At 67.8% G+C, this 19,446-nt stretch carries 21 protein-coding genes and 1 pseudogene; 10 read left to right on the top strand and 12 right to left on the bottom strand.

Annotated features, from left to right (window positions below; translation table 11 throughout):
- Positions 1 to 65: 65 nt before the first annotated feature.
- From FPZ47_RS20405 to FPZ47_RS20395, 3 genes are all read right to left on the bottom strand, one after another.
- Positions 66 to 416, bottom strand: a complete 351-nt coding sequence (locus FPZ47_RS20405; RefSeq protein ID WP_246133472.1) for a type II toxin-antitoxin system PemK/MazF family toxin — start codon at positions 414 to 416, stop codon at positions 66 to 68.
- Complete coding sequence (locus FPZ47_RS20400) at positions 398 to 631, bottom strand: hypothetical protein (RefSeq protein WP_047314067.1); 234 nt, start codon at positions 629 to 631, stop codon at positions 398 to 400. Before FPZ47_RS20400 ends, FPZ47_RS20405 begins: the two co-directional genes overlap by 19 nt.
- A 246-nt stretch (positions 632 to 877) precedes the next feature.
- A complete protein-coding gene (locus tag FPZ47_RS20395; protein WP_144953479.1) occupies positions 878 to 1,066 on the bottom strand; it encodes a hypothetical protein in 189 nt (62 codons plus the stop codon).
- 153 nt (positions 1,067 to 1,219) lie between these two features.
- On the opposite strand from FPZ47_RS20395, the gene FPZ47_RS20390 reads away from it, so the two are divergent.
- The 4 genes from FPZ47_RS20390 (at position 1,220) to FPZ47_RS20375 (ending at position 3,458) form a co-directional block, all read left to right on the top strand.
- Positions 1,220 to 1,474, top strand: a complete 255-nt coding sequence (locus FPZ47_RS20390; RefSeq protein WP_246133473.1) for a toxin HicA — start codon at positions 1,220 to 1,222, stop codon at positions 1,472 to 1,474.
- Positions 1,474 to 2,130, top strand: a complete 657-nt coding sequence (locus FPZ47_RS30475) for a type II toxin-antitoxin system HicB family antitoxin (protein WP_144953482.1) — start codon at positions 1,474 to 1,476, stop codon at positions 2,128 to 2,130. The genes FPZ47_RS20390 and FPZ47_RS30475 overlap by 1 nt, the downstream gene beginning before the upstream one ends.
- A 337-nt stretch (positions 2,131 to 2,467) precedes the next feature.
- Positions 2,468 to 2,857, top strand: coding sequence for a TA system antitoxin ParD family protein (locus FPZ47_RS20380; protein WP_144953485.1), 390 nt, complete (start codon positions 2,468 to 2,470; stop codon positions 2,855 to 2,857).
- Positions 2,858 to 2,879: 22 nt separating this feature from the next.
- Positions 2,880 to 3,458, top strand: coding sequence for an ATPase (locus tag FPZ47_RS20375; RefSeq protein ID WP_144953488.1), 579 nt, complete (start codon positions 2,880 to 2,882; stop codon positions 3,456 to 3,458).
- 106 nt (positions 3,459 to 3,564) lie between these two features.
- Here the strand turns inward: FPZ47_RS20375 and FPZ47_RS20370 are convergent, their stop codons facing one another.
- The 3 genes and pseudogenes from FPZ47_RS20370 to FPZ47_RS20355 all read right to left on the bottom strand — a co-directional run bounded on the left by FPZ47_RS20370 (position 3,565) and on the right by FPZ47_RS20355 (position 6,327).
- Positions 3,565 to 4,506, bottom strand: a complete 942-nt coding sequence (locus FPZ47_RS20370; RefSeq protein ID WP_144953490.1) for an NADP-dependent oxidoreductase — start codon at positions 4,504 to 4,506, stop codon at positions 3,565 to 3,567.
- A gap of 56 nt (positions 4,507 to 4,562) precedes the next feature.
- A pseudogene (locus FPZ47_RS30470) lies at positions 4,563 to 5,315 on the bottom strand (alpha/beta fold hydrolase).
- Between the two features lie 133 nt (positions 5,316 to 5,448).
- On the bottom strand, positions 5,449 to 6,327 hold the full coding sequence (locus tag FPZ47_RS20355) for an SDR family NAD(P)-dependent oxidoreductase (protein ID WP_210419953.1): 879 nt from the start codon (positions 6,325 to 6,327) through the stop codon (positions 5,449 to 5,451).
- 60 nt (positions 6,328 to 6,387) lie between these two features.
- On the opposite strand from FPZ47_RS20355, the gene FPZ47_RS20350 reads away from it, so the two are divergent.
- Both FPZ47_RS20350 and FPZ47_RS20345 read left to right on the top strand, forming a co-directional pair.
- Positions 6,388 to 6,969: a TetR/AcrR family transcriptional regulator gene (locus tag FPZ47_RS20350; RefSeq protein ID WP_144953499.1), complete on the top strand. Its 582-nt coding sequence runs from the start codon at positions 6,388 to 6,390 to the stop codon at positions 6,967 to 6,969.
- 319 nt (positions 6,970 to 7,288) lie between these two features.
- Complete coding sequence (locus FPZ47_RS20345) at positions 7,289 to 8,116, top strand: DUF1906 domain-containing protein (protein WP_144953502.1); 828 nt, start codon at positions 7,289 to 7,291, stop codon at positions 8,114 to 8,116.
- A gap of 215 nt (positions 8,117 to 8,331) precedes the next feature.
- On the opposite strand, the gene FPZ47_RS20340 is transcribed toward FPZ47_RS20345, so the two are convergent.
- On the bottom strand, positions 8,332 to 8,757 hold the full coding sequence (locus FPZ47_RS20340) for a cellulose-binding domain-containing protein (RefSeq protein WP_144953505.1): 426 nt from the start codon (positions 8,755 to 8,757) through the stop codon (positions 8,332 to 8,334).
- A gap of 714 nt (positions 8,758 to 9,471) precedes the next feature.
- On the opposite strand from FPZ47_RS20340, the gene FPZ47_RS20335 reads away from it, so the two are divergent.
- Both FPZ47_RS20335 and FPZ47_RS20330 read left to right on the top strand, forming a co-directional pair.
- A complete protein-coding gene (locus FPZ47_RS20335; RefSeq protein WP_144953508.1) occupies positions 9,472 to 10,038 on the top strand; it encodes an FKBP-type peptidyl-prolyl cis-trans isomerase in 567 nt (188 codons plus the stop codon).
- Between the two features lie 26 nt (positions 10,039 to 10,064).
- Positions 10,065 to 10,868, top strand: a complete 804-nt coding sequence (locus FPZ47_RS20330; protein WP_144953511.1) for a HugZ family pyridoxamine 5'-phosphate oxidase — start codon at positions 10,065 to 10,067, stop codon at positions 10,866 to 10,868.
- Positions 10,869 to 10,987: 119 nt separating this feature from the next.
- Here FPZ47_RS20330 and FPZ47_RS20325 read toward each other — a convergent pair whose 3' ends face one another.
- The 3 genes from FPZ47_RS20325 to FPZ47_RS20315 form a co-directional block, all read right to left on the bottom strand.
- The gene (locus FPZ47_RS20325) at positions 10,988 to 11,215 is read right to left on the bottom strand and encodes a DUF167 domain-containing protein (RefSeq protein ID WP_144953514.1); all 228 of its coding nucleotides are present in this window, start codon (positions 11,213 to 11,215) and stop codon (positions 10,988 to 10,990) included.
- Between the two features lie 31 nt (positions 11,216 to 11,246).
- On the bottom strand, positions 11,247 to 12,041 hold the full coding sequence (locus tag FPZ47_RS20320) for an oxygenase MpaB family protein (protein WP_144953553.1): 795 nt from the start codon (positions 12,039 to 12,041) through the stop codon (positions 11,247 to 11,249).
- 209 nt (positions 12,042 to 12,250) lie between these two features.
- Complete coding sequence (locus tag FPZ47_RS20315) at positions 12,251 to 13,132, bottom strand: HpcH/HpaI aldolase/citrate lyase family protein (protein ID WP_144953517.1); 882 nt, start codon at positions 13,130 to 13,132, stop codon at positions 12,251 to 12,253.
- 140 nt (positions 13,133 to 13,272) lie between these two features.
- On the opposite strand from FPZ47_RS20315, the gene FPZ47_RS20310 reads away from it, so the two are divergent.
- Positions 13,273 to 14,196 (top strand): class I SAM-dependent methyltransferase, encoded by a 924-nt coding sequence (locus FPZ47_RS20310; RefSeq protein ID WP_144953520.1) that lies wholly within the window; start codon positions 13,273 to 13,275, stop codon positions 14,194 to 14,196.
- 106 nt (positions 14,197 to 14,302) lie between these two features.
- Here FPZ47_RS20310 and hrpA read toward each other — a convergent pair whose 3' ends face one another.
- Positions 14,303 to 18,241 carry an ATP-dependent RNA helicase HrpA gene (hrpA, locus tag FPZ47_RS20305; protein ID WP_425461811.1) on the bottom strand — a complete coding sequence of 1,313 codons (3,939 nt, stop codon included), beginning with the start codon at positions 18,239 to 18,241 and terminating at the stop codon, positions 14,303 to 14,305.
- A gap of 85 nt (positions 18,242 to 18,326) precedes the next feature.
- On the opposite strand from hrpA, the gene FPZ47_RS20300 reads away from it, so the two are divergent.
- A complete protein-coding gene (locus tag FPZ47_RS20300; protein ID WP_144953526.1) occupies positions 18,327 to 19,100 on the top strand; it encodes an enoyl-CoA hydratase/isomerase family protein in 774 nt (257 codons plus the stop codon).
- A gap of 15 nt (positions 19,101 to 19,115) precedes the next feature.
- On the opposite strand, the gene FPZ47_RS20295 is transcribed toward FPZ47_RS20300, so the two are convergent.
- On the bottom strand, positions 19,116 to 19,446 hold a 331-nt coding region (locus FPZ47_RS20295), incomplete at its 5' end, for a DUF732 domain-containing protein (protein WP_145039567.1).

The raw sequence follows: 19,446 nt of genomic DNA, 5'->3' as shown, positions 1-19,446 counted from the left end.
AATCGAACACAAGCGAACCTAACCCACATCACATAACTTGACTCAAAAATCCGGCTTCGCCGGATCTAGCCAACTAGGACGAAGCGTAGTGCTTGGTCAATGGCTTGCATCTGTTCTGGACTAATCATTCCCTCGCGAGATGACAGTCGTTCGACGGAGACCACCCGCAGCTGATCGCAGCGAGCGTAGGAAGTGTGGTCCACCCCGCTGCTTGCTGGCTCGAGTTCAACGTGGCTTCGGAGGCCGTAACCAGCGGTAGTGATCGGGACGACGACCACCAGACCGCCCGGTCCGTTGTTGAGAATGTCGACCGACACCACTACCGCCGGGCGGCGAAAGGCTGGCTCGTGTCCGACTGGTTGGCCGAGATCGACGTGATAGACCTCCCCCCGCCAGATCAAGCCAGTGCGTCCCACTCGTGACGCTCGGCCAGGTATTGCTCCCACAGTTCGGGGTCGCTGCGCAGGCGCTGGTAGTCCCCGTTGAGCCCCCGCAGGAACTCCTGCCTCTCCAAGGCGTCGATGGCTGCGTGCACGACGTCGACGACGGCGGTTTGACGAGCCTTGGCTAGAGATTGCAGCCGCTCAGAATCGGGACGGCGGACTCGGACAGTTGTGGTTTCTGCTGCCATGGAACCAGTGTAGACGAATTGTAGACACCGGGTATGGCGGATCGTCCCATGTGTTCAGCAAACGAACGCCGGGCAAACCTCGAGTGCTACCGGACCCTTGCCCTCCCCCCTTGGGCAGGGCGACTCCAGGGCTCTACATCCAGGCCTCCGCGACGATCCGCCGGCCTACCCCGGCAACGAATACGGCGGAATCGAATATGGCGGGTTACCAGTAGGTCTCGCCGCTTTCATCTGATCGCACGTCGCCTACACTCGGCGCACCCGAACAGCTCGGCTCATGCCGTCAACGAGCATCAGATCGTCATTGGTGACGGTCGCTTCCGGCCGGTAGGCGTAGTGGTACAAAGCCTGCTTCCACTTCGAGCCGTCGGTCATCTCCACGAAAGTCTTGTCGTCCCAGCCCTTCCAAGCTCCCTTGACGGTCATTGTGGTCATCTGATTCTCCAGTTTCAGTAGTGCGGGTCAGTGACGACGACGTAGGCACGAGCCACCGAGATGCAGAGCGGACTCAACCGGCGGTAATGCCGACAGCGATATCGTCAACGCTAGCATATGCTATTATGCTAGCGTCAGTGCTATCATCAACGGGTGGTCGACCGTATTGCCAGGATCGAAGCCGAGATGCTGAATAGCCCTGCCAGCATCAAGTTCACCGATCTGAAGGCGGTATGCGATCACTACTTCGGCGCGCCCCGTAACCAAGGGACAAGCCACCACGTCTACCGGATGCCGTGGGCTGGAAACCCCCGCATCAACATCCAGAAGAAGGGCAGCAAGGCCAAGGAATACCAGGTCAAGCAGGCCCTCATCGCCATCGCCAAGCTCAAGGAAGGGCCCTACTGATGGACCGCCACTACACCTACCGCGTCGAATGGTCGCCCGAGGATGGCGAGTACGTCGGCCTGGTCGCCGAGTTCCCTTCGCTGTCATGGCTCGAGGAATCACCCGTCGACGCGATGTCCGGCATCGTGAGGCTGGTCGCCGATGTCATCGAGGACCTGGCGGCGTCGGGCGAGCCCATCCCCGAACCGCTCGGCGATCGCCGTTACTCCGGCAAGATCGCGCTGCGCACCTCGCCAGAACAGCACCGCAAGCTCACCATGGCCGCAGCCGAGCAAGGGGTCTCTGTCAACCAGCTGCTCAACCAGAAGATCGCCGCGATAGACGTCAAGATCTCAGTTGGCGGGCCGTCGGCCGACTCCGCGTTTGCCGGTCCAGTCGTCATCGAACCACCCATGTCGGTCTTGCCGACCCCCGAAAAGGCGTCGCCCGAGGTTGCCAAGCAGCTCGCAGATATCTGGCGCGTGTTGCGCAACGCCTTCGTGCACGGTGCCGCCGTGCCGGGAGATCGGTTCCTGCCCGGCGGCCTCGCGCCGACCGGCGCCCAGGTGATGCCCGACGGAAAGGTGATCGTGTTCGGCGAACGCGACAGCGAGGGCCACTATCCCAGCTTCTACGTGCCGAACGTCATCGCCAAGGAGCAGCGCTCGGTGCGCTGACATACCGCTGCACCGCGGTGCTGCTGCCGGTCAGCGCTGCGGTGCAGCGGGGCGAAACGAATACGCGGAAATCGAATATGCCGCTTTACCGGTGAACTACGCCGTTTTGCACTGCCTACCAATTGTTTCGTTTGTGGCTGTCCGTGTCCTGTCTCGATGTACCTGGCGGTTTTCGCAAAATTTTTGGCGGTCTTCGGTGTGCCGCCATTTTCTCAATAGGATCCCAGAGCCTCTTGTTGTCCTTCTCGCCGACGGGCACGCGAGGCCCGCAACTATTCGCTTACGCCTTGTAGCATTTCGCTACAAGGCGTAGCATCCTGCTACAGGAGGTGCGGATATGACGAACGTCGCCGACCGCGTCACGAGGGTCGCCGCCGACCTCGTGGACAGTGCTGCTGCTGAGGGTGCTCGCCAGAGCCGGTCGGCCAAGCAGCAACTCGATCATTGGGCTCGGGTGGGCCGGGCGGTGTCGAGCCATCAAACGGCCTCGCGTCGCCGTGTCGAGGCCGCCCTGGCCGGTGATCTCGACACGAACCAACTGTCCGAGGATGAGGGGCTCGTCTTCAACGCAGAGATCTCGGCCGCTATCGAGGAGTCGCTGGCCACCGCCCATTACGGTGACTTGCTGTCAGTGCGCGGCATCACGACAGTGGCGCTCAACGACGACGGCGAGATCGTCGAGTACCGGCCCGACGGAACTACCTCGGTGGTCGATGTCGACGGATGAGCCATGACTCCGCGAGGCGCCGGTGAAGCGGCTCGACCTCGTCGTCGGCCCGAACGGCGCTGGTAAGTCGACGTTCGTGGCGTTCACGTTGGCGCCGTTGTTGCCACGCAGCGTATTCGTCAATGCCGATGAGATCGCAAAGCAGCGTTGGCCCGATGATCCAACTGCGCACGCCTACGATGCAGCGCGGATCGCTGCAGATACCCGCGCCAGGCTTATCGAGACTGGCAAATCGTTTATTGCCGAGACCGTCTTCTCCCATGCGTCGAAGCTGGAGCTGATCCGCTCCGCCCACGATGCGGGCTACGTCGTCGCTTTGCACGTGATGCTGGTCCCCGAGGGTCTCGCCGTCGAACGCGTACGGCGGCGCGTGCGCCACGGAGGTCACGACGTCCCCGAGGCCAAGATCCGTGAACGGCACCGTCGATTATGGCAATTGGTGGCCGATGCGATCGAGATCGCCGACACCGCAACGGTCTACGACAATTCACGCCTTCACGGGCCCCGAATTGTCGCGCAACTGACCGCGGGCACCGTCATCGGCGCACCGACGTGGCCGGCGTGGTTGTCCGAGAAGCTTTTTCGACGCTGGCCGGGCTAGGTGCGCTTGGCTCAAGCTGCTGACGATCAGCTTCGAAGGAGGCCGATGATCGCCGCGGAGATCGCTTTCAGGGATGCGCTGCACCTGGTGCCGCTGCCCGGATGGCTCAGCCAGGCACGATAACGAGCTTGCCCCGCTTGGCGAATCCGTTTTGCTCGAGTTGCGTCAGGGCGGGGATTGCTTGTGCTAGCGGTACCGTGTGAGCGATCGGCAGCCGCAAGTGACCGTCGCCGGCGGCGCGTGCGACGGCCTCGAGATCGGCTGTGACGAACTTGCCGATCACGACATGGAACGGTCCGGGCAGCGCGCTTCTGAACATGTTCGCCGGACTGGGCTTGACGCTGACGATCCGTCCTCCTCGCGCCAGCATCCTTCGGGCTTTCTTGATGGGCAGAGTGCCGGCGGCATCCAGCACGGTGTCAAAACGCCGGGTAATTGTGGTGGGATTGAAATCGAAGTCGGCGATGGGGTCGATACCGAGTGTGCGTGCCTCGGGCTCGGAGCCGGGACGGCAGCTGCCGGCCACGATGGCCCCGTGGGTCGACGCGAGTTGGACGGCTGAGCGGCCGACCGCGCCGAGGCTGGCATGCACGAACACTGTTTCTCCTGGCTGCAACTTCCCTACCGTGAACAGCGCCTGATAGGCCGTGCCCGCGGCGATCGGGATCGTCGCAGCCGCGTCGAAGGGCAGCCCGGCGGGCTTATGGACGATGCCCGCTTGGTCGGCGACGACTACGTCGGCGAATGCACCTGAGCCTTTGATCGACGCCGCCCCGAGCACTTCGTCACCAACGTGGAGTCGGGTGACGTTTTCGCCGACGGCGTCGACGACGCCGGCGAAGTCGTAGCCCATCCCGCGCGGGAAGCAGCGGCCGGTAACCATTTTCATTTTGCCGCTTCGGATTCCGAAGTCCATCGGATTGGCGGCGGCCGCGCGCACCCGGACGAGAACATCGTCGGGGCCGAGTTGCCTCGGCTCGAAGTCTTCGAGCCGAAGGACCTCCGGTGCGCCGTATTGGTGGTACTGGATTCGTTGCGTAGCTGGCATGTGCGTTCTCCGATCAGCGATATCGTGTGTCAACGGTGCCCGGGAAGGGCTATTGCTCAAGCGGATTCGAGGAATGTCAGCGTGGTCTGCTGCAGCGGCGGTGCGTTGAAGTGAGCAGACCCGTGGTCGCCCCCGGCGATCTCGACCAGATCCGCTCGGGCCCCCTGCGCGGTGAGCGCGCGATGAAGACGTCGACCCTGCTCGATGCCGACTCGGCGGTCGCAGTCACCGTGGGCGATCAGGAACGGGGGCGCGCCTTGGTGTGCGAGGCGGCACAGGTTTCCCTGCTCGACCAACGCTGGGCGGGTGGAGGGCACGAATCCGAAGAAGCGCGCCAGGGTGCTGTCTGGGCCCTGCATTCGTTCGACGGCGTCGGGGTGTGCGTCCTCATCGTGTCGAAGGAAATCGGTGGGCCCGTAGTGCTCCACGACAGCAGCCAACCCGCAGGACACCTGCGACTAGGGTTCGGTGCTGCCGACCAGGTCGCTGCCGTCGCCCGCGAGCGCGACGGCGCTGATGAGGTAAGCGCCTGCGCTGGAACCGAATCCCACGATGCGCTCGGCGTCGAGGCCGTAGCGATCCGCGTTGGCCCGCACCCAGCGCACGGCAGCGGCGACATCGTGGATGGCGTCGGGAAAGACGGCCTCACCGCTGAGCCGGTACTGGACCGACACCACAGCCACCCCAGCCTCGAGCAGAAATCGCCATGGCCCCATTTGTTTGATGCCGGTGAAGAAGCCACCCGGATGTGCGTACACGACCACGGGAACCGGTGTTGCCGCGGGGCGGTGAGGAATGTGCAGATCCATGGCAGGTCGGCGAATTCGGGCCGGATCACCGCAGCGAGCATCTCCTCAGGGATGTCAACTGGCATACCGGGAATATGCAAGAGAAGGCTCCTCTTAAATTTCCAAATAAAATGCGGTGCAATGTATTTCCGTATCAGGTCTTATGCGGTGTGGTCTCGAAGAGAGCGCGACCGAATAACCAGCCGAACATCTTGGCCGACAACGATCGCGGAATCACGAGTTTGATCAGAAGATCGACGAGGCGGTTGCTGCCGCCCGGTACGACACGCGCTCGCTTGCCCAGGTTGTTCAACGCGGCCTCGACAACCGGCGCCGCCGCCATCCTTGGGCCGCTGATCTTCTGAAGATCAAGGCCGGAGGATCGCTTGGCGATTTCGGTCTTCGTCATTCCAGGGGACAAGACCAAGACGTCGACGCCGTCTCTTTTCAGTTCGTAGTGCAACGCCTGGCCCAGCAAGGAGACGTACGCCTTGGCCGCGGCGTAGTTGGCCACATACGGCACCGCGCTGGCTTCGAGGCTCGATGCCACCAAGACGACGGCTCCGCGACCCCGCCGGACCAAGGCATTGCCGAAAACGTGCGCCATCTGCAGCGGCACCACCGCATCAAGGGTGAGAACCTCGAGTTCGTAGGCGATCGAACTGTTCACCAGCACCCCCGCCGAAGGGATCCCAGCGTTCGCCACCACGATTCCAACGTCGAGATCACCGACCCGACGGGCCAATTCGTCCACTGCTGCATCGGAGAGCAAGTCCAACGCAATCACGACATTGTCGGTGCCATGTGCGCGGGAGAGCTCACTGGCCAAGGCCTCCAGCCGATCTTTGCGACGCGCCACCAGGACGACGTTGATGCCCGCAGCGCTGAGCTGCCGTGCGAATTGCTCTCCGATGCCCGCGGACGCCCCGGTCACAAGCGCGTACTGCCCGTAGGCGGCGCGAAGATTCTTCATTCCTGTTCCCGTCTTCGCAGAGGCGTGGTCCGGAGCCAACAGCACGGCACCTGGTGTCATCACACTACACCTGGACGGCACGTGGTGTCATCGGCTCGCTGCGCACTTTAGAATGCCGATATGAGTCGGTGGGAACCCAATGCGGCCGAGCGATTGGCAGTCTCGGCGGTGGAGTTGTTCGCCAACCGTGGATACGAGGACGTGACGGTCGTCGAGATCGCTGAGCGTGCGGGATTGACCAAACGCACGTTCTTCCGTCACTTTGCCGACAAACGCGAAATTCTATTCCGTGGCCAGGATGCCTACCGCGGCATGTTCGCCGACGCCATCGCCGGTGCGCCCGCCGAAGCCGGCCCCATTGATGCGATCGGCGCCGCACTGACCGCGTTCGCCGCCGGCTTCGCAGACGACCGTCGCGGATTTCTGGCCAAACGTCAGGCCGTCATCGACGCCAATCCCGAACTCAAAGAGCGAGACCTGCTCAAAGCGGCCGCCCTGACAGCGGCGATGGCCGAGGCGCTGGTCGCGCGCGGGGTAGAACCGCCTGTCGCGAACCTGGCCGCCAACGTCGGCGCACTCGCCCTCGCCGATGCCTTCCAACGCTGGCTGCAACCCGGAAACCGGAAATCCATGAGCACGCTTGCCCAGCAAACGCTCCGTCGCTTCGATGCCGCAATCGAAGCGCTGCGCAAAGACCCTTGACAGTACTGGCGCGGCGACGAGGCGTGTGAGTGCACTCGTGGGCGAATCGGTTCAGGCGCGCTGACGCGCGCACGAGGCAGGGGGCGAAATTCGGCCACCGACCTCAACGCAAGGATGAATATGTGCGAATCGAATACGGCATGTTACTGGTAGGAGGCCCTCACCTGTCAATGAATCAGGACGGCCGTGTGCCGTTTGACAGTCGCTTCCCGCGTGAGCTTTCGAGGCCATAACCGCCGGGTATCCATTTGCAAACGCTAACGCGTTTCGGACAGCCCGGGCCTATCGTGAACGGCAGTCACATCGTTAACATCGCGCGATGCACCATTTGTCCCAGAAGGCCAGCCATGGGCGACTGCGTAAGGTTTCCCGGCGCGACGCGCTCCGCTACGCCACTGCGTTGGCCGGTCTGGGGGCCGCAGCACTCGGCAGCGGCATGCCCACCGCGGCCGCCGCCGCTCCTCAACTGATCGACTTCGCCGCGCGCCAGATTCCGGCGCAGCTGATCCGAGCTGCCGGCTATAGCGGGGTGGTCAACTATGTCTCGCTGTCGCGTCCTGGCTCGTCGTTTGGCGCCAAGCCGATCACTCGCGCCTACGCCGAGTCACTCACCGCCGCGGGCCTGGTGATTGTCAGTAATTACCAGTACGGCAAGCCAGGTGGGACGGCACCGTCGGATTTCAGGCGGGGCTACGCCGGCGGTATCGCGGACGCGCGCACCGCCTGGCAGCTGCACACCGCGGCAGGCGGCGGTCAGAGCGCGCCGATATTCTTCACCATCGACGAGGACATCAACCGTGACACCTGGGATCGCCTCGCGCTGCAGTGGTTTCGCGGAATCAACACGGTTCTTGGAGTTCAACGCACCGGGGTCTACGGAGGCATCAAAGTGTGCCAGTGGGCCGTGGCCGATGGCGTTATCGGGTCTTCGAGCACACCGGGCCGCCGCTGGGCCTGGCAAACTCGAGCCTGGTCCGGCAATCAGGTCTACCCCGCCGCTGTCCTCTACCAGCGCATCGTGAGCACGGCGTCCAATCCCGGCCCGCGGGTCGGCGGACTCGAAGTCGACGTCAACGACGTCCTGGCCCCCGATTGCGGCCAGTGGAACCTGCATCAGTCGAGTCATCCGAATGGCGATGTGAGGTAGGTGCTGCCGACGTGCGCTGTGCCATGCGGACTCGGTGGGACGGTGTGGCACGACGCGCTCTCGGGCGGCCCTATCGGGGCCTGCGTTGAGCACCTGCCACGGCCCGGCGGCGGCCGCGGAAGGTACGGCCGAGTGACAACGGACGGTGATGGTTGGCCCAAGCATCGCAACGGCTCTGGGTCTCAGAACCGTCGATCCTCGGTGTGTCGTCGCCTTTAGGTGCATGGATACTGCCCGTTAAGCATGCAATTCTGCGGTGGCGAGTAGGTACCGGCCAGCACGCCTCTCATGCCGCCCGTGGCTGAACCGCCGGGTGCAATGATGCGATTCCAGTTCGCGGGGGTGAGAACATAGTGCGTGCCAGATTGCGCAAGGGTGCTGTTCCACGTGTGCGAGACGGATTCTCCAGCGGGCAGGTCGAATTCGAGCTTCCAATCGCTGAGCGCCGCCGGGGTCGAATTGGTGACGGTGAAGCTGGCGATGAACCCGGTCTGCCACGTCGATGTCACCGACAATCTCGCCGCGGGCGCAGCGGCGTGAGCTGCGGGGGCGATTGCGACCCCGAGGATGGCAACCATCAAGGCCACCATTGCGTGAAGCACTGTGCGCCAGTGCTTCACGTAACCGTTGTGTTCGGCCATGGCAGCCAACGCTAGGCCAGGCAGGTGATCTCGGCCCGCGCCCCGCGGTTGCGCTGCAGTTTGTTTGCCCAACTGAGACCGTCATGAGATTTTGGCCGCACTCCCCCTCGGCGCCGCTCGCGGTCCCAAGGTGCCATCCTCCCTGCCGTTGATGATGTTGCGTCTGGCCGCTGAGGCCCTGATAGCAGGGACTGGGCGGCGCTCAACTCACGCGCGAAGCGGACCTTCGGTGTGCGCTGGCGCTCAGCGCGGCGTCGGCCGCCGTCGTTCCGGTTTCCCGAAGGCTCCAAGATGGCGCTGGAGAAGCTCAACTGCTGCCACGGCCGGGTGAAGCGCACTTGCTCCATGCTGTCGCCATGGAGCAAGTCGTTCGAGACCATCCCGGATGGGCCCGCTGAAATCCCACGGGAGGGGGGATCGCGGCGTGCTGGCCAGACCGGGGTCCCCGCAGTGCCGTCCTGGCCCGGCTCGGTGGCGACGAGTTCGCCTTCTGCATCGTCGATCGCGCCGGCCCGGGCCCGGACGCGGCGGAGCAGTTGGTCGCCGCCGTCCGGCTGCACACCCCCGGCACGAGCGTCGGCGCGGCATCGCACCGCGGCGAGAGTGCCGCCATCGCCGCGTTGCACGCGAACGCCCACGCTCACCTCGATGCCGCCATGCGCAAGAGAGATCTCCCGACATGCGCCTGGAAGCGGTGCGCTGCGTGGCTGTACCGTGACGGCGGTGAAATCCTCTCGCGCGTATTGCTCCGTCGCGCTCGCGGCCTGTGCCGCGGCGATCGTTCTGACGCTCGCCGCTCCGGGCACGGCAACCGCGGCCGGTTCCTGCCCCACCTCGGCTCCGCAGAACGGTGCGGCGCCCGACTGGACGCTGGCCGGGACCACCGGCAGCGTCGCGGTCACCGGGCCCACGGATACGACGGCTCCGCTCGTGAAGGTGACGACACCGTTCAGCGTCACCCAGACCCAGGTGCACACGCTGCAGGCCGGCAATGGACCGGTGGTTCCTGCCACGGCCAGGGTTAGCGTCTGCTACATGGGCGTCGACGGGCGGGACGGGTCGGTGTTCGACAGCAGCTACGAGCGGGGCGCCCCGGTCGACTTCCCGCTGGGCGGAGTCGTCCCGGGCTTCCAGAAGGCCATCGCGGGTCAAAAGGTCGGATCCGCGGTCGCCGTCGCGATGACCTCGGCGGACGGTTACCCCAACGGTCAGCCCAGAGCCGGGATCCGGCCGGGCGACACGCTCGTCTTCGCGATCAAGATCCTCAGCGCCTCGAGCTGAGGTCGGGCGCTGCTAGCCTCCACTTCGTGGCGACTCGCGATCATGGCGACCCCGGGGATGCGCCCTCCGCGCCCCCTCCCCTGCTGCCGCCGACCAACTCCGCCCGTCGGTCCGCGGCGGAGGAGGCCCGCACCATCGCCGCCGCGACCAATGCCGCCACGCTGGCCAGCTTGACCGCCGACGGCGACCCGTGGGCGTCGTTGGTGGCGTACGGACTGCTGGGCGGGGCGCCGGTGCTGTGCGTCTCGGATTTGGCCGAGCACGGCCGCAACCTGGCCGCCGACCCGAGGGCGAGCCTGTCCATCGTGGCGGCGACCAGCGACACCGACCCGCTGGCCGGCAGCCGAATCACCCTGGCGGGGGTGGTCGCCCGGCCCCCGGACGCACAACGGGAGGCGGCCCGCGCCGCGTACCTGCGTGCGGTGCCCGCCGGCCGTTTCTACCTCGACTTCAGCGATTTCACCCTGTGGGTGCTCACGGTTCAGCGGGTCCGCTGGGTGGGCGGATACGGTCGGATGGACTCGGCCACCGGAGAGCAATACGCCGCCGCTTCGCCGGATCCGGTTGCGCCGGCCTCGGCCCGGGCGCTCGCGCATCTCAACGCCGACCACGCCCCCGCCCTGGCCGCGATGGCCCGGGCGTTCGGCGGCTACCCCGACACCGACACCGCGGTGTGCACCGGCGTCGACCGCTACGGCCTGGACCTGCGGGTGCACACGCTGCGCGGGATGGCCTACACCCGGGTCGGTTTCCCGGCACCGCTGGATGCTGCTGACCAGTTGCGTTCGGCCACAGCGGACTTGGCCCGCGCCGCCGAGTCGCGCGCGTAACCGCCGAGCGTGCATTGCGCGACGCTCGCCCCGCATGTCGCGTCGTGAAATGCACTGGCGGCGGGCGGCGGGCGGCGGGGGCGTGGCGGTGAACTCCGTTCGGGTCCGGCCCGTCGCGCTCAGTTCAGGCGGAAACGCTTGAGCCGCGACGTCTTTCCCGAAACCAGTTCGACTCGGCTACGGGGCAGTCGGAGGTGGGTGGCCAGCAACCCGGTCACCGCGTCGTTGGCCTTGCCGTCGACGGCGCGCTCCCGAACGTAGATGGTCAGCTCACCGTCGGGGCCTACCTCGACGAGCGGCCCCTTGCGGCTGCCGGGCTTGACCTTGACGACGACGAAGTCGTTCACGCCGCATTACGCTACCGTCGGCGGCATAGCGTCAGCCCGTCATCGCCCAGCGGATACCGCTGACCAGCGCGCGGCCGGCCGCGCGACCCACGGTGCGCTCGATCGGCGGGAAGTACGGCAGCAGCAGCGGTGTGCGTGCCCACGCGGGAAGCATCCCGACCGACGTCGCCGTCAGCACCGCGTAGGGCGCCCTGGCCGCCAGCGGCAGCGGCGGCGTCAGCAACAGATACCGGGCGGCGTCGCGGGCCGCCGGCGTGCTGCGCAGTTCCGGACGGTAGGCCTCGATGCGGTCGGCCAGCTCACGCTCGGTGCGCGGGGGATCGACAACCCCGAGCCGACTGGCCACGTAAGCCATGTCCGCCACGTAGGCGTCGCGGCCGCCGCGGTCCAGCGGCGCCGCGCCGTAGAGCTTGTGGGCCAGCAGGAAGCTGTCCACTTCGGTGATGTGAACCCACTCCAACAGATGCGGGTAGGTGGCGGAATAGGGCCTCCCGTCGGCCGCCACCCCTTGCACTCGCCGGTGAATCCCCCGCACCCGATCGACGGCACGCTGCGCGTCGGCGGCCGTCCCGAATGTCGTGACGGCCAGGAAGGTGCTGGTGCGCTGCAGTCGGCCCCACGGGTCGCCCCGGTAATTCGAGTGTTGGGCGACGCCGGCCATGGCCAGTGGGTGCAGCGACTGCAGCAGCAACGCCCGCAGCCCCCCGACGAACATGGACGCGTCCGCGTTCACCCTGCGGATGGGGCGTTCCTCGTCGAACCACCGCGGCCCCGGCGTCTCGTGGATCCGCGTCCGCCGGGCCGGACCGTCGGGGCCGGCAACCATGGCGAACAGGCCGGCGCCCAGCGATTCCCGCACCGCACCCAGCTGACTCAGCACCGACACCCCTCCGACGGTACATCCCGCGCCGACGAGGCCGCGGTGATCACCGTTCTCGTGGGGCCGATGATGCGTCTGGGCGGCTTCGCTCGCGAACCGCTGCCGCCCACCCCGGGCAACGCGTTCAAGCCACGCGGTAGCGGCCTGCGTGACGATCAGGAGTCGGACTCCCACTCCGCGATGCGTTCGGCCAGTCCGAGAATCCGCTCGGCATTGCGCACGTGCAAACTCTCGATCATGCGGCCGTCGACGGTGATCACGCTGTTGCCCGCCGCCTGCGCCCGCTCGTAGGCCGCCACGATCTTGCGGGCATCGGCCAGCTCATCCGGCGACGGCCCGAAGAGCTCATTGGCCGGGGCGATCTGCGAAGGATGAATCAAAGTCTTGCCGTCGAAACCCATTTCGCGGCCCTGGCGGGCATCGGCCCGGAAGCCTCCCGCGTCGGTGATGTCGTTGAACACGCCGTCCAGGACCACCTTCCCGGCCGCCCTCGCCCCCAGCACCGCCATCGCCAACGCGGGCACGACCGGTGCGCGCCCGGGTACGTGCAGCGCGTGCAGATCGTTGACCAGATCGTTGGTGCCGACCACCAGCGCCGCCAATCGCTGGCTGGCCGAGGCGATCTCGTCGGCCTTGAGGAACGACCGCGGCGTTTCGATCATCACCCACAACTGCAACGACTCCGGCGCGTCCAGCCGCTCGAGCGTGGCGGCCAGCGCTCGGACCTGGTCGCCGGTTTCGACCTTCGGCACGAGCACTCCGTGGGCGGGCGACGCGGCCACGGCCGCCAGATCGTCGTCGTGCCAGTCGGTGCCCAGGCCGTTGATGCGCACCACGACCTCGCGGGGCGAGTAGCTCCCGGACGCGACCGCGTCGCACACCTTCGTGCGTGAGTCGGCTTTGGCGTCGGGCCCGACGGCGTCCTCCAGGTCGAAGATGAGCACGTCTGCGGGCAGCGTTTTGCCCTTTTCCAGTGCGCGGGCGTTGTTGCCGGGCAGGTAGAGGGCGGATCGGCGCGGGCGCAGTGTCGATGCCATGGGGCTGGTCCGCTTCCTGTCGTCGAGTGCCGGGCCGCTTTGGCCTGCGGTGGGTGCATGCTGAGCGCAGCATAGGAGAAAGTACGCTTCGACCTCGATGAGGTAAGCGGTGGCGGCGTCACGCCGGGAGGGAGAAACCGATGTCATCCGTAGGCTCGGCGCGCAGCGAGGGCGACAGCTGGGACCTGGCGTCCAGCGTCGGAGCGACCGCCACGATGGTGGCGGCGTCGCGGGCGCTCGCGTCCCGGGAGCCCGATCCGCTGCTCGACGACCGGTTCGCCGAGCCGTTGGTGCGCGCGGTCGGGCACCCGTTCTTCATCCGGATGCTGGACGGGCAACTCCCCCTCGACGACGACGATGCGCCCATGACCCTGCAGGAGCGCCGCGAGCAGATGACGGTGCGGACCAGGTTCTTCGACGACTTCTTCCAGACCGCGGTCGCCGCCGGGATACGCCAGGCCGTCATCCTGGCGGCCGGCCTGGACGCGCGGGCCTACCGGTTGCCGTGGCCGACCGGCACGGTGGTTTTCGAGGTGGACCAGCCCGAGGTCATCGCCTTCAAGAGCGACACGCTCGCCGGGCTCGGCGCGCAACCGACCGCCGAACGGCGTGCCGTGAGTATCGACCTGCGCGATGACTGGGTAACGGCCCTGCGCGACAACGGCTTTGATGCCACGGCGCCCACCGCGTGGATCGCCGAGGGCCTGCTGCCCTACCTGCCGCCGGAGGCCCAGGACCGGCTCCTGGACAACATCACCGCGCTGAGCGCGCCCGGCAGCCGGTTGGCCACGGAGAACATCACCGACATGAGCGTGTTCACCGACGAGCGAGCGCGGGCGATGCGCAGCACCTGGCGCAAGCACGGACTGGACATCGACGTCGCGGAACTGGTGTGGCTCGGGGAACGCCGTCCGGCGGCCGACCACCTGGGGTCGACCGGCTGGCAGGTCACCCTGCACCCCACCGACCAGGTGTACGGCAGGTACGGCTTCGTCGTCCCCGACAATGAGATCCTGCGCGAATTCCGCGGTGCGATGAGCTATCTCAGCGCCGAATTGCACTGAAGCAGGCGCAGCAACCTCGCCCAGCGCCGGAAGCTGCCATGCACCGTCATATTCCGTGATGCAGCAGGGTGAACGCCCGCAACTGGCATGTCCGCATCCGGGCAGTTCAGCAGCGGTTGCGCGCGGCGTCGATCGCCCGATAGATCCGCTGCTCGCTGACCGGTCGCGGGGTGCCGAGCTGCTGGGCCCACAGGCTCACCCGCAGCTCCTCGACCCGGCGGGCGATATCGCGGACGTCGGCCGCCGCCCGCCGTGCCGGCGGCAGCGCGCGCAGCAGTTCGTCGTAGGCGTCCTGCACGGCGTGCACCGTGGCCATCCGCTCCCGATCCGCCCCGGGCGCGTAGGGCAGCCGGTCGAGGCGCCGGCCGATGGCCCTCAGGTAGCGGGTCAGCTCGGCGAGGTGCGCGTATCCGGTGGCGGTGACGAACCCGGGCGGCAGCAGCCGGGCGAGCTGGGCACGGACGTCGGCGACGGCGTCGGCCTGCGGCGGCGTGGGCCGGGCGGGCAGCGCCAGTCGCACCTCCTGGGCGGCGGCCAGCACGGTCTCGACGCGGCCCACGACGTCGGCGGTGGTCGCCGGCAGCGCCCGCGCCACCCGCTCGCTCAGCGCGCCGAACTCGGCGCGGGCCCACACCGGCCCGGGCACCAGCGCGTCCACGGCGGCGTCGGCGCAGTCGTCGAGCAGCGCGGACAGCGAGCCGTCCGGGTTCGTTCCCAGCGCCAGTCGGGTCCGCGGATCCAGCTGGCGCTCAACAGCTTTGACCGGTGACGGCGTGCTCAGCCGCAGCAGCCTCCGGATGCCGGGTCCCAGTGCCTGGTCCTGCTCGACCGGCGTCGCGAACACTCTCAGGTCGACCGAGGATCCGGCATCGACGAAGGCCGGAAAACCCTGCACCGCGCGCCCGCCCACCGTGCGCTCCACGACGCGCGGCAGTTGCTCCAGGTCATCCGGCCAGGCACGCAACCTGGTCCGCTCGAGGTCGCCGGCGACCGCGTCGGCGACGGCGTGCCGGGCCGGGCCCTGCAGTCGCTCCTGCAGCACCCGCAGGTCCTTGCCGCGGGCGACCTCGGTCCCGTCGGGCGACTCCACGGCGAACGTCACCCGCAGATGCGGCGGCAACGTGGTCAGGTCGAAAGCGTCGATGGGCACCAGAATGCCGCTGCGGCGGCGCAATTCGCGCTGCAGCGCCGGCAGCAGCGGCTCTGCGGCCGGGTCGATGCCGGCCAGCACCGCGCGTGCGGTGTCGGGAACGGGAACGAAGTTGCGGCGCAGATCTTTTGGCAGGCCGCGGATGAGCGCGGTCACCAGCTCCTCGCGCAGCGCCGGCACCTGCCAGGCGAACTCCTCGCCGCCCAGTCGGGTGAGCACGTCGAGCGGGACGTGCACCGTCACGCCGTCGTCGGCGGCGCCGGGTTCGAACCGGTAGGTCAACGGCAGCGCGACGTCACCGGCCCGCCAGGTGTCGGGCCGGTCCGCATCGAAAGCGTCGGTGCGTAGCAGGTCGTCGCGGGTCAACGTCAGCAGGCCGGGTGTGGTGTGCCGCTGCTTTTTCCACCACGCGTCGAAATGCCGCGCCGAGACGACCTCCGCGGGGACGCGGGCGTCGTAGAACGCGTAGATGTCGTCGTCGCCGACGAGCAGGTCCCGGCGGCGGGCCCGCTCCTCGAGCTCCTCGAGTTCGGTTCGCAGCCGCGCGTTGTCGCGGAAGAAGTGATGGCGGGTCTGCCATTCCCCTTCCACCAGCGCGTGCCGGATGAACAGTTCCCGCGCCACCGCCGGCTCCACGCGGGCGTACCCGACGCGGCGGCGCGCCGCCAGCGGCAGGCCGTACAGCGTCACCCGTTCGAAGGCCAGCACCTCGCCGCGGTTGGCGTCCCAGTGCGGTTCGCTGTAGCTGCGCTGCACCAGATCGCCCGCGACCCGTTCGACGACGTCGGGCTGGATCCGCGCGGCGGTCCGCCCGTAGAGGCGACTGGTCTCCACCAGCTCGGCCACCACAACCCAGCGCGGCGGGCGTTTGGTCAGCACCGAGCCGGGCGCCAGGACGAACCGGGAGTTGCGCGCGCCCAGGTATTCGCGGGTGTCCTCGCGGCGCATGCCCACGTGCGACAACAGCCCGGCCAGCAGCGCCGCGTGCACCCGGGCCGGGTCGGCCGGCTGCCGCGCGTCAGAGGACTCGGCGATGCCCTGCATAATTCCCAGGTCGCGGGCGATGCCGCGCAGCTGCCCGACGAGGTCCTGCCACTCGCGAATCCGCAGGTAGTGCAGGAAATCGTCGCGGCACAACCGACGGAAAGCATTACCTGACAGGGTCTTTCGCTGATCGCGCAGATAGCGCCAGAGGTTGAGGTAGGACAGGAAGTCCGAGTTCTCGTCGGCGAACCGGGCGTGCTTCTGGCGGGCCGCCTCCTCGCGGTCGGTCGGCCGCTCCCGGGGGTCGGGGATGGTCAGCGCCGCCACCAGCACCAGGATCTCCCGCACGCACGCCTCGGTTTCGGCCGCCAGGATCATCCGGCCCAGCCTCGGGTCGACGGGCAGCCGCGCCAGCCGGCGGCCCAGGTCGGTGATCGCGCCCCGGGCGTCGAACGCGCCCAGCTCCTGCAGCAGGTGCACGCCGTCGCGGACGCTGCGCCGGTCCGGCGGGTCCAGGAACGGGAACTCCTCGACATAACCGGGTGGGGCGCCCAGCCGCAGCGCCGCCATCTGCAGCAGCACGGCGGCCAGGTTGGTGCGCAGGATCTCGGGGTCGGTGTAGCGGGGCCTGGAGTCGAAGTCCTGCTCGGCGTACAGGCGGATGCACACCCCCGGCGCGACCCGCCCGCACCGGCCGGCCCGCTGCGCCGCCGACGCCTGCGAGATCGGCTCGATCGGCAGCCGCTGCACCTTGAGGCGGCGGCTGTAGCGGGAGATGCGGGCGTTGCCCGGGTCGACGACGTAGCGGATACCCGGCACGGTCAGCGACGTCTCGGCGACATTGGTCGCCAGCACGACGCGACGCCCGGTATGCGGGGCGAACACCTTCTGCTGCTCGGCGGTCGGCAGCCGCGCGTACAGCGGCAGCACCTCGGTGTGTCTGAGGCCGGTCAAAGCCTCTGCGGTGTCGCGGATTTCGCGTTCGCCGGACAGGAACACCAAGACGTCGCCGGGCGGCTCGGCCTCGAGTTCGTGAATGGCGTCGACGATCGCCTCGATTTCGTCGCGGGTCTCGGTGCGCACGATCTCGTGGTCGGGGTCGTCGGGATCGTCCTGGGCGCCGGACGCGACGGGCACTTCCAGCGGCCGGTACCGGATCTCCACCGGGTACATGCGCCCGGACACCTCCACGATCGGCGCGCCACCGAAGTGGGCCGAGAAGCGGTGCGGCTCGATGGTCGCCGACGTGACGATCACCTTCAGGTCGGGACGGCGCGGCAGCAGCTCACGCAGGTAGCCCAGCAGGAAGTCGATGTTGAGGCTGCGCTCGTGGGCCTCGTCGAGGATCAGCGTGTCGTAGTGCAGCAGGCGGCGGTCACGTTGGATCTCGGCGAGCAGGATTCCGTCGGTCATCAGCTTGACCAGCGTGCGGTCGCTGACCTGGTCGGTGAACCGGACGGCGTAGCCGACCGCGTCGCCGAGCGGGCTGCCCAACTCGTCGGCGATGCGCTGGGCGACGGTGCGCGCGGCCAGCCGGCGCGGCTGGGTGTGGCCGATGGTTCCGCGGATGCCGCGGCCGAGTTCGAGACAGATCTTGGGCAGCTGCGTGGTCTTGCCGGACCCGGTTTCGCCGGCGGCGACGACGACCTGGTGCTCCCGTATCGCCTCGGCGAGGTCGCGGCGCCGCTCGCTGACCGGCAGGTCGGGGTAGGTGATCGTCGGGACCGCGGCCCGCCGGTTGGCCACTAATGTCTCGGCTGCGCCGATCTGGCGGGCGAGCTGCCGCAGCTTCTCGGGCCCCGCGCCGCGAAGGTTCTTCAGGCGCCGGCCCAGGCGTGCGGCGTCGCGGAGGGTCAGGCCGTCCAGGCGTTCGCGCAACTCCTTGACGGTCGGTTCGGCCACGCGAGCCAGGGTATGCGTCGCCGGGAAGTCGCCGGGAAGCCGCGGCGCACTTCCCGTCCGCAGAACCCGCATTCGGCGCCACTAGGGTGCAGCTATGAGCCTGGTGACCTATGCGCTGCACGACCATGTCGCCACCCTCACCCTGAACCGTCCCGAGGCGCGCAATGCGATCAACGGGGCCATGCGCCAGGACATCAACGCGGCCTGGGACCGGTTCCGCGACGACCTGGACGCCTGGGTGGGGATCCTCACGGCCAACGGCGACGCGTTCTGCGCCGGCGGTGACCTCAAGGACGGCGAGGGTTCGGTCGGCACTTTCGGTGGCACGTTCTGGGAGAAGCCGACAATCAATTCCTTCGAATCGGGCATGGAGTTGTTCAAGCCGACCATCGCCGCGGTGCACGGGCCGTGCATCGGCTACGGCGTGACCGGGGTGCTGTTCTGCGACTTCGTCATCGCCAGCACCGAGGCCACGTTCTGCTTTCCCGAGGTGTCGCTCGGGGTGCCCACGATCGTCGGGGCCATCCGGCTTCCCCAGCGGGTGGGCTGGGCCAACGCCATGGAGTTGCTGTTGACCGGCAAGCCGATGAGCGCGGAGCGCGCCAAGGAGGTCGGGCTGGTGTGGAAGCTGGTCGAACCCGACGACCTGCAGGCCGAGGCTCAGGCGTGGGCCCGCACCCTCACCGAGGCCGCTCCCCTGGCCCAGCGCGCCACCAAGGAGGTGGCGTGGCGGGCCGCGGACATGGGCTGGATCGAGTCGGTGCGCTTCGGTGAGACCATGCGCAAGGTGGCCGCGGCGACCGAGGATGTGGCCGAAGGGCTTCGGGCGTGGCGCGAGAAACGCAAGCCCCGGTGGCGCGGCCGTTGACCCGCGCGTCCGGCATCAGTAGCAGTCGGGGTAGGCCAGCATCGCACTGGAAACGAGTTGCAGGGAGTCGGCTGTGTTCGTACCCATCCGCGCCGCCATCTCCTGGTCGACTTGCTCGGCCGAGTCGCCCTGCCGGAGCAGCCGGCACGCTTCGTGCGCGTTGTGCAGGATCAGCTGCGGGTTGACGATCACGTAGCCCAGCGACCGCATGTGGTCGAGGAATCGCTGATCGGCGGCGGGGTCGATCGCTTGCGGCGCCGCATCGCTGGACCGCCGCGGAGAGTGGATCGTGCCGGCGGGGGCCGGGACGGTCACGGTCGTGGGGGCCGGCTCGACGGTGACGGTC

Source organism: Mycobacterium helveticum, from assembly GCF_007714205.1.
GTDB lineage: Bacteria > Actinomycetota > Actinomycetes > Mycobacteriales > Mycobacteriaceae > Mycobacterium > Mycobacterium helveticum.
This window is presented reverse-complemented; position numbering and strand designations above follow the sequence as displayed.

Bases quoted from the DNA above. Each gene is read 5' to 3' on its own strand.
- FPZ47_RS20340 (WP_144953505.1), bottom strand. From the start codon at position 8,757: ATGGCCGAACACAACGGTTACGTGAAGCACTGGCGCACAGTGCTTCAC.
- FPZ47_RS20370 (WP_144953490.1), bottom strand. From the start codon at position 4,506: ATGCCAGCTACGCAACGAATCCAGTACCACCAATACGGCGCACCGGAG.
- FPZ47_RS20345 (WP_144953502.1), top strand. From the start codon at position 7,289: ATGCACCATTTGTCCCAGAAGGCCAGCCATGGGCGACTGCGTAAGGTT.
- FPZ47_RS20400 (WP_047314067.1), bottom strand. From the start codon at position 631: ATGGCAGCAGAAACCACAACTGTCCGAGTCCGCCGTCCCGATTCTGAG.
- FPZ47_RS30475 (WP_144953482.1), top strand. From the start codon at position 1,474: ATGGACCGCCACTACACCTACCGCGTCGAATGGTCGCCCGAGGATGGC.
- FPZ47_RS20310 (WP_144953520.1), top strand. From the start codon at position 13,273: ATGTCATCCGTAGGCTCGGCGCGCAGCGAGGGCGACAGCTGGGACCTG.
- FPZ47_RS20355 (WP_210419953.1), bottom strand. From the start codon at position 6,327: ATGACACCAGGTGCCGTGCTGTTGGCTCCGGACCACGCCTCTGCGAAG.
- FPZ47_RS20315 (WP_144953517.1), bottom strand. From the start codon at position 13,132: ATGGCATCGACACTGCGCCCGCGCCGATCCGCCCTCTACCTGCCCGGC.
- FPZ47_RS20350 (WP_144953499.1), top strand. From the start codon at position 6,388: ATGAGTCGGTGGGAACCCAATGCGGCCGAGCGATTGGCAGTCTCGGCG.
- FPZ47_RS20380 (WP_144953485.1), top strand. From the start codon at position 2,468: ATGACGAACGTCGCCGACCGCGTCACGAGGGTCGCCGCCGACCTCGTG.
- FPZ47_RS20300 (WP_144953526.1), top strand. From the start codon at position 18,327: ATGAGCCTGGTGACCTATGCGCTGCACGACCATGTCGCCACCCTCACC.
- FPZ47_RS20320 (WP_144953553.1), bottom strand. From the start codon at position 12,041: ATGGTTGCCGGCCCCGACGGTCCGGCCCGGCGGACGCGGATCCACGAG.
- FPZ47_RS20395 (WP_144953479.1), bottom strand. From the start codon at position 1,066: ATGACCACAATGACCGTCAAGGGAGCTTGGAAGGGCTGGGACGACAAG.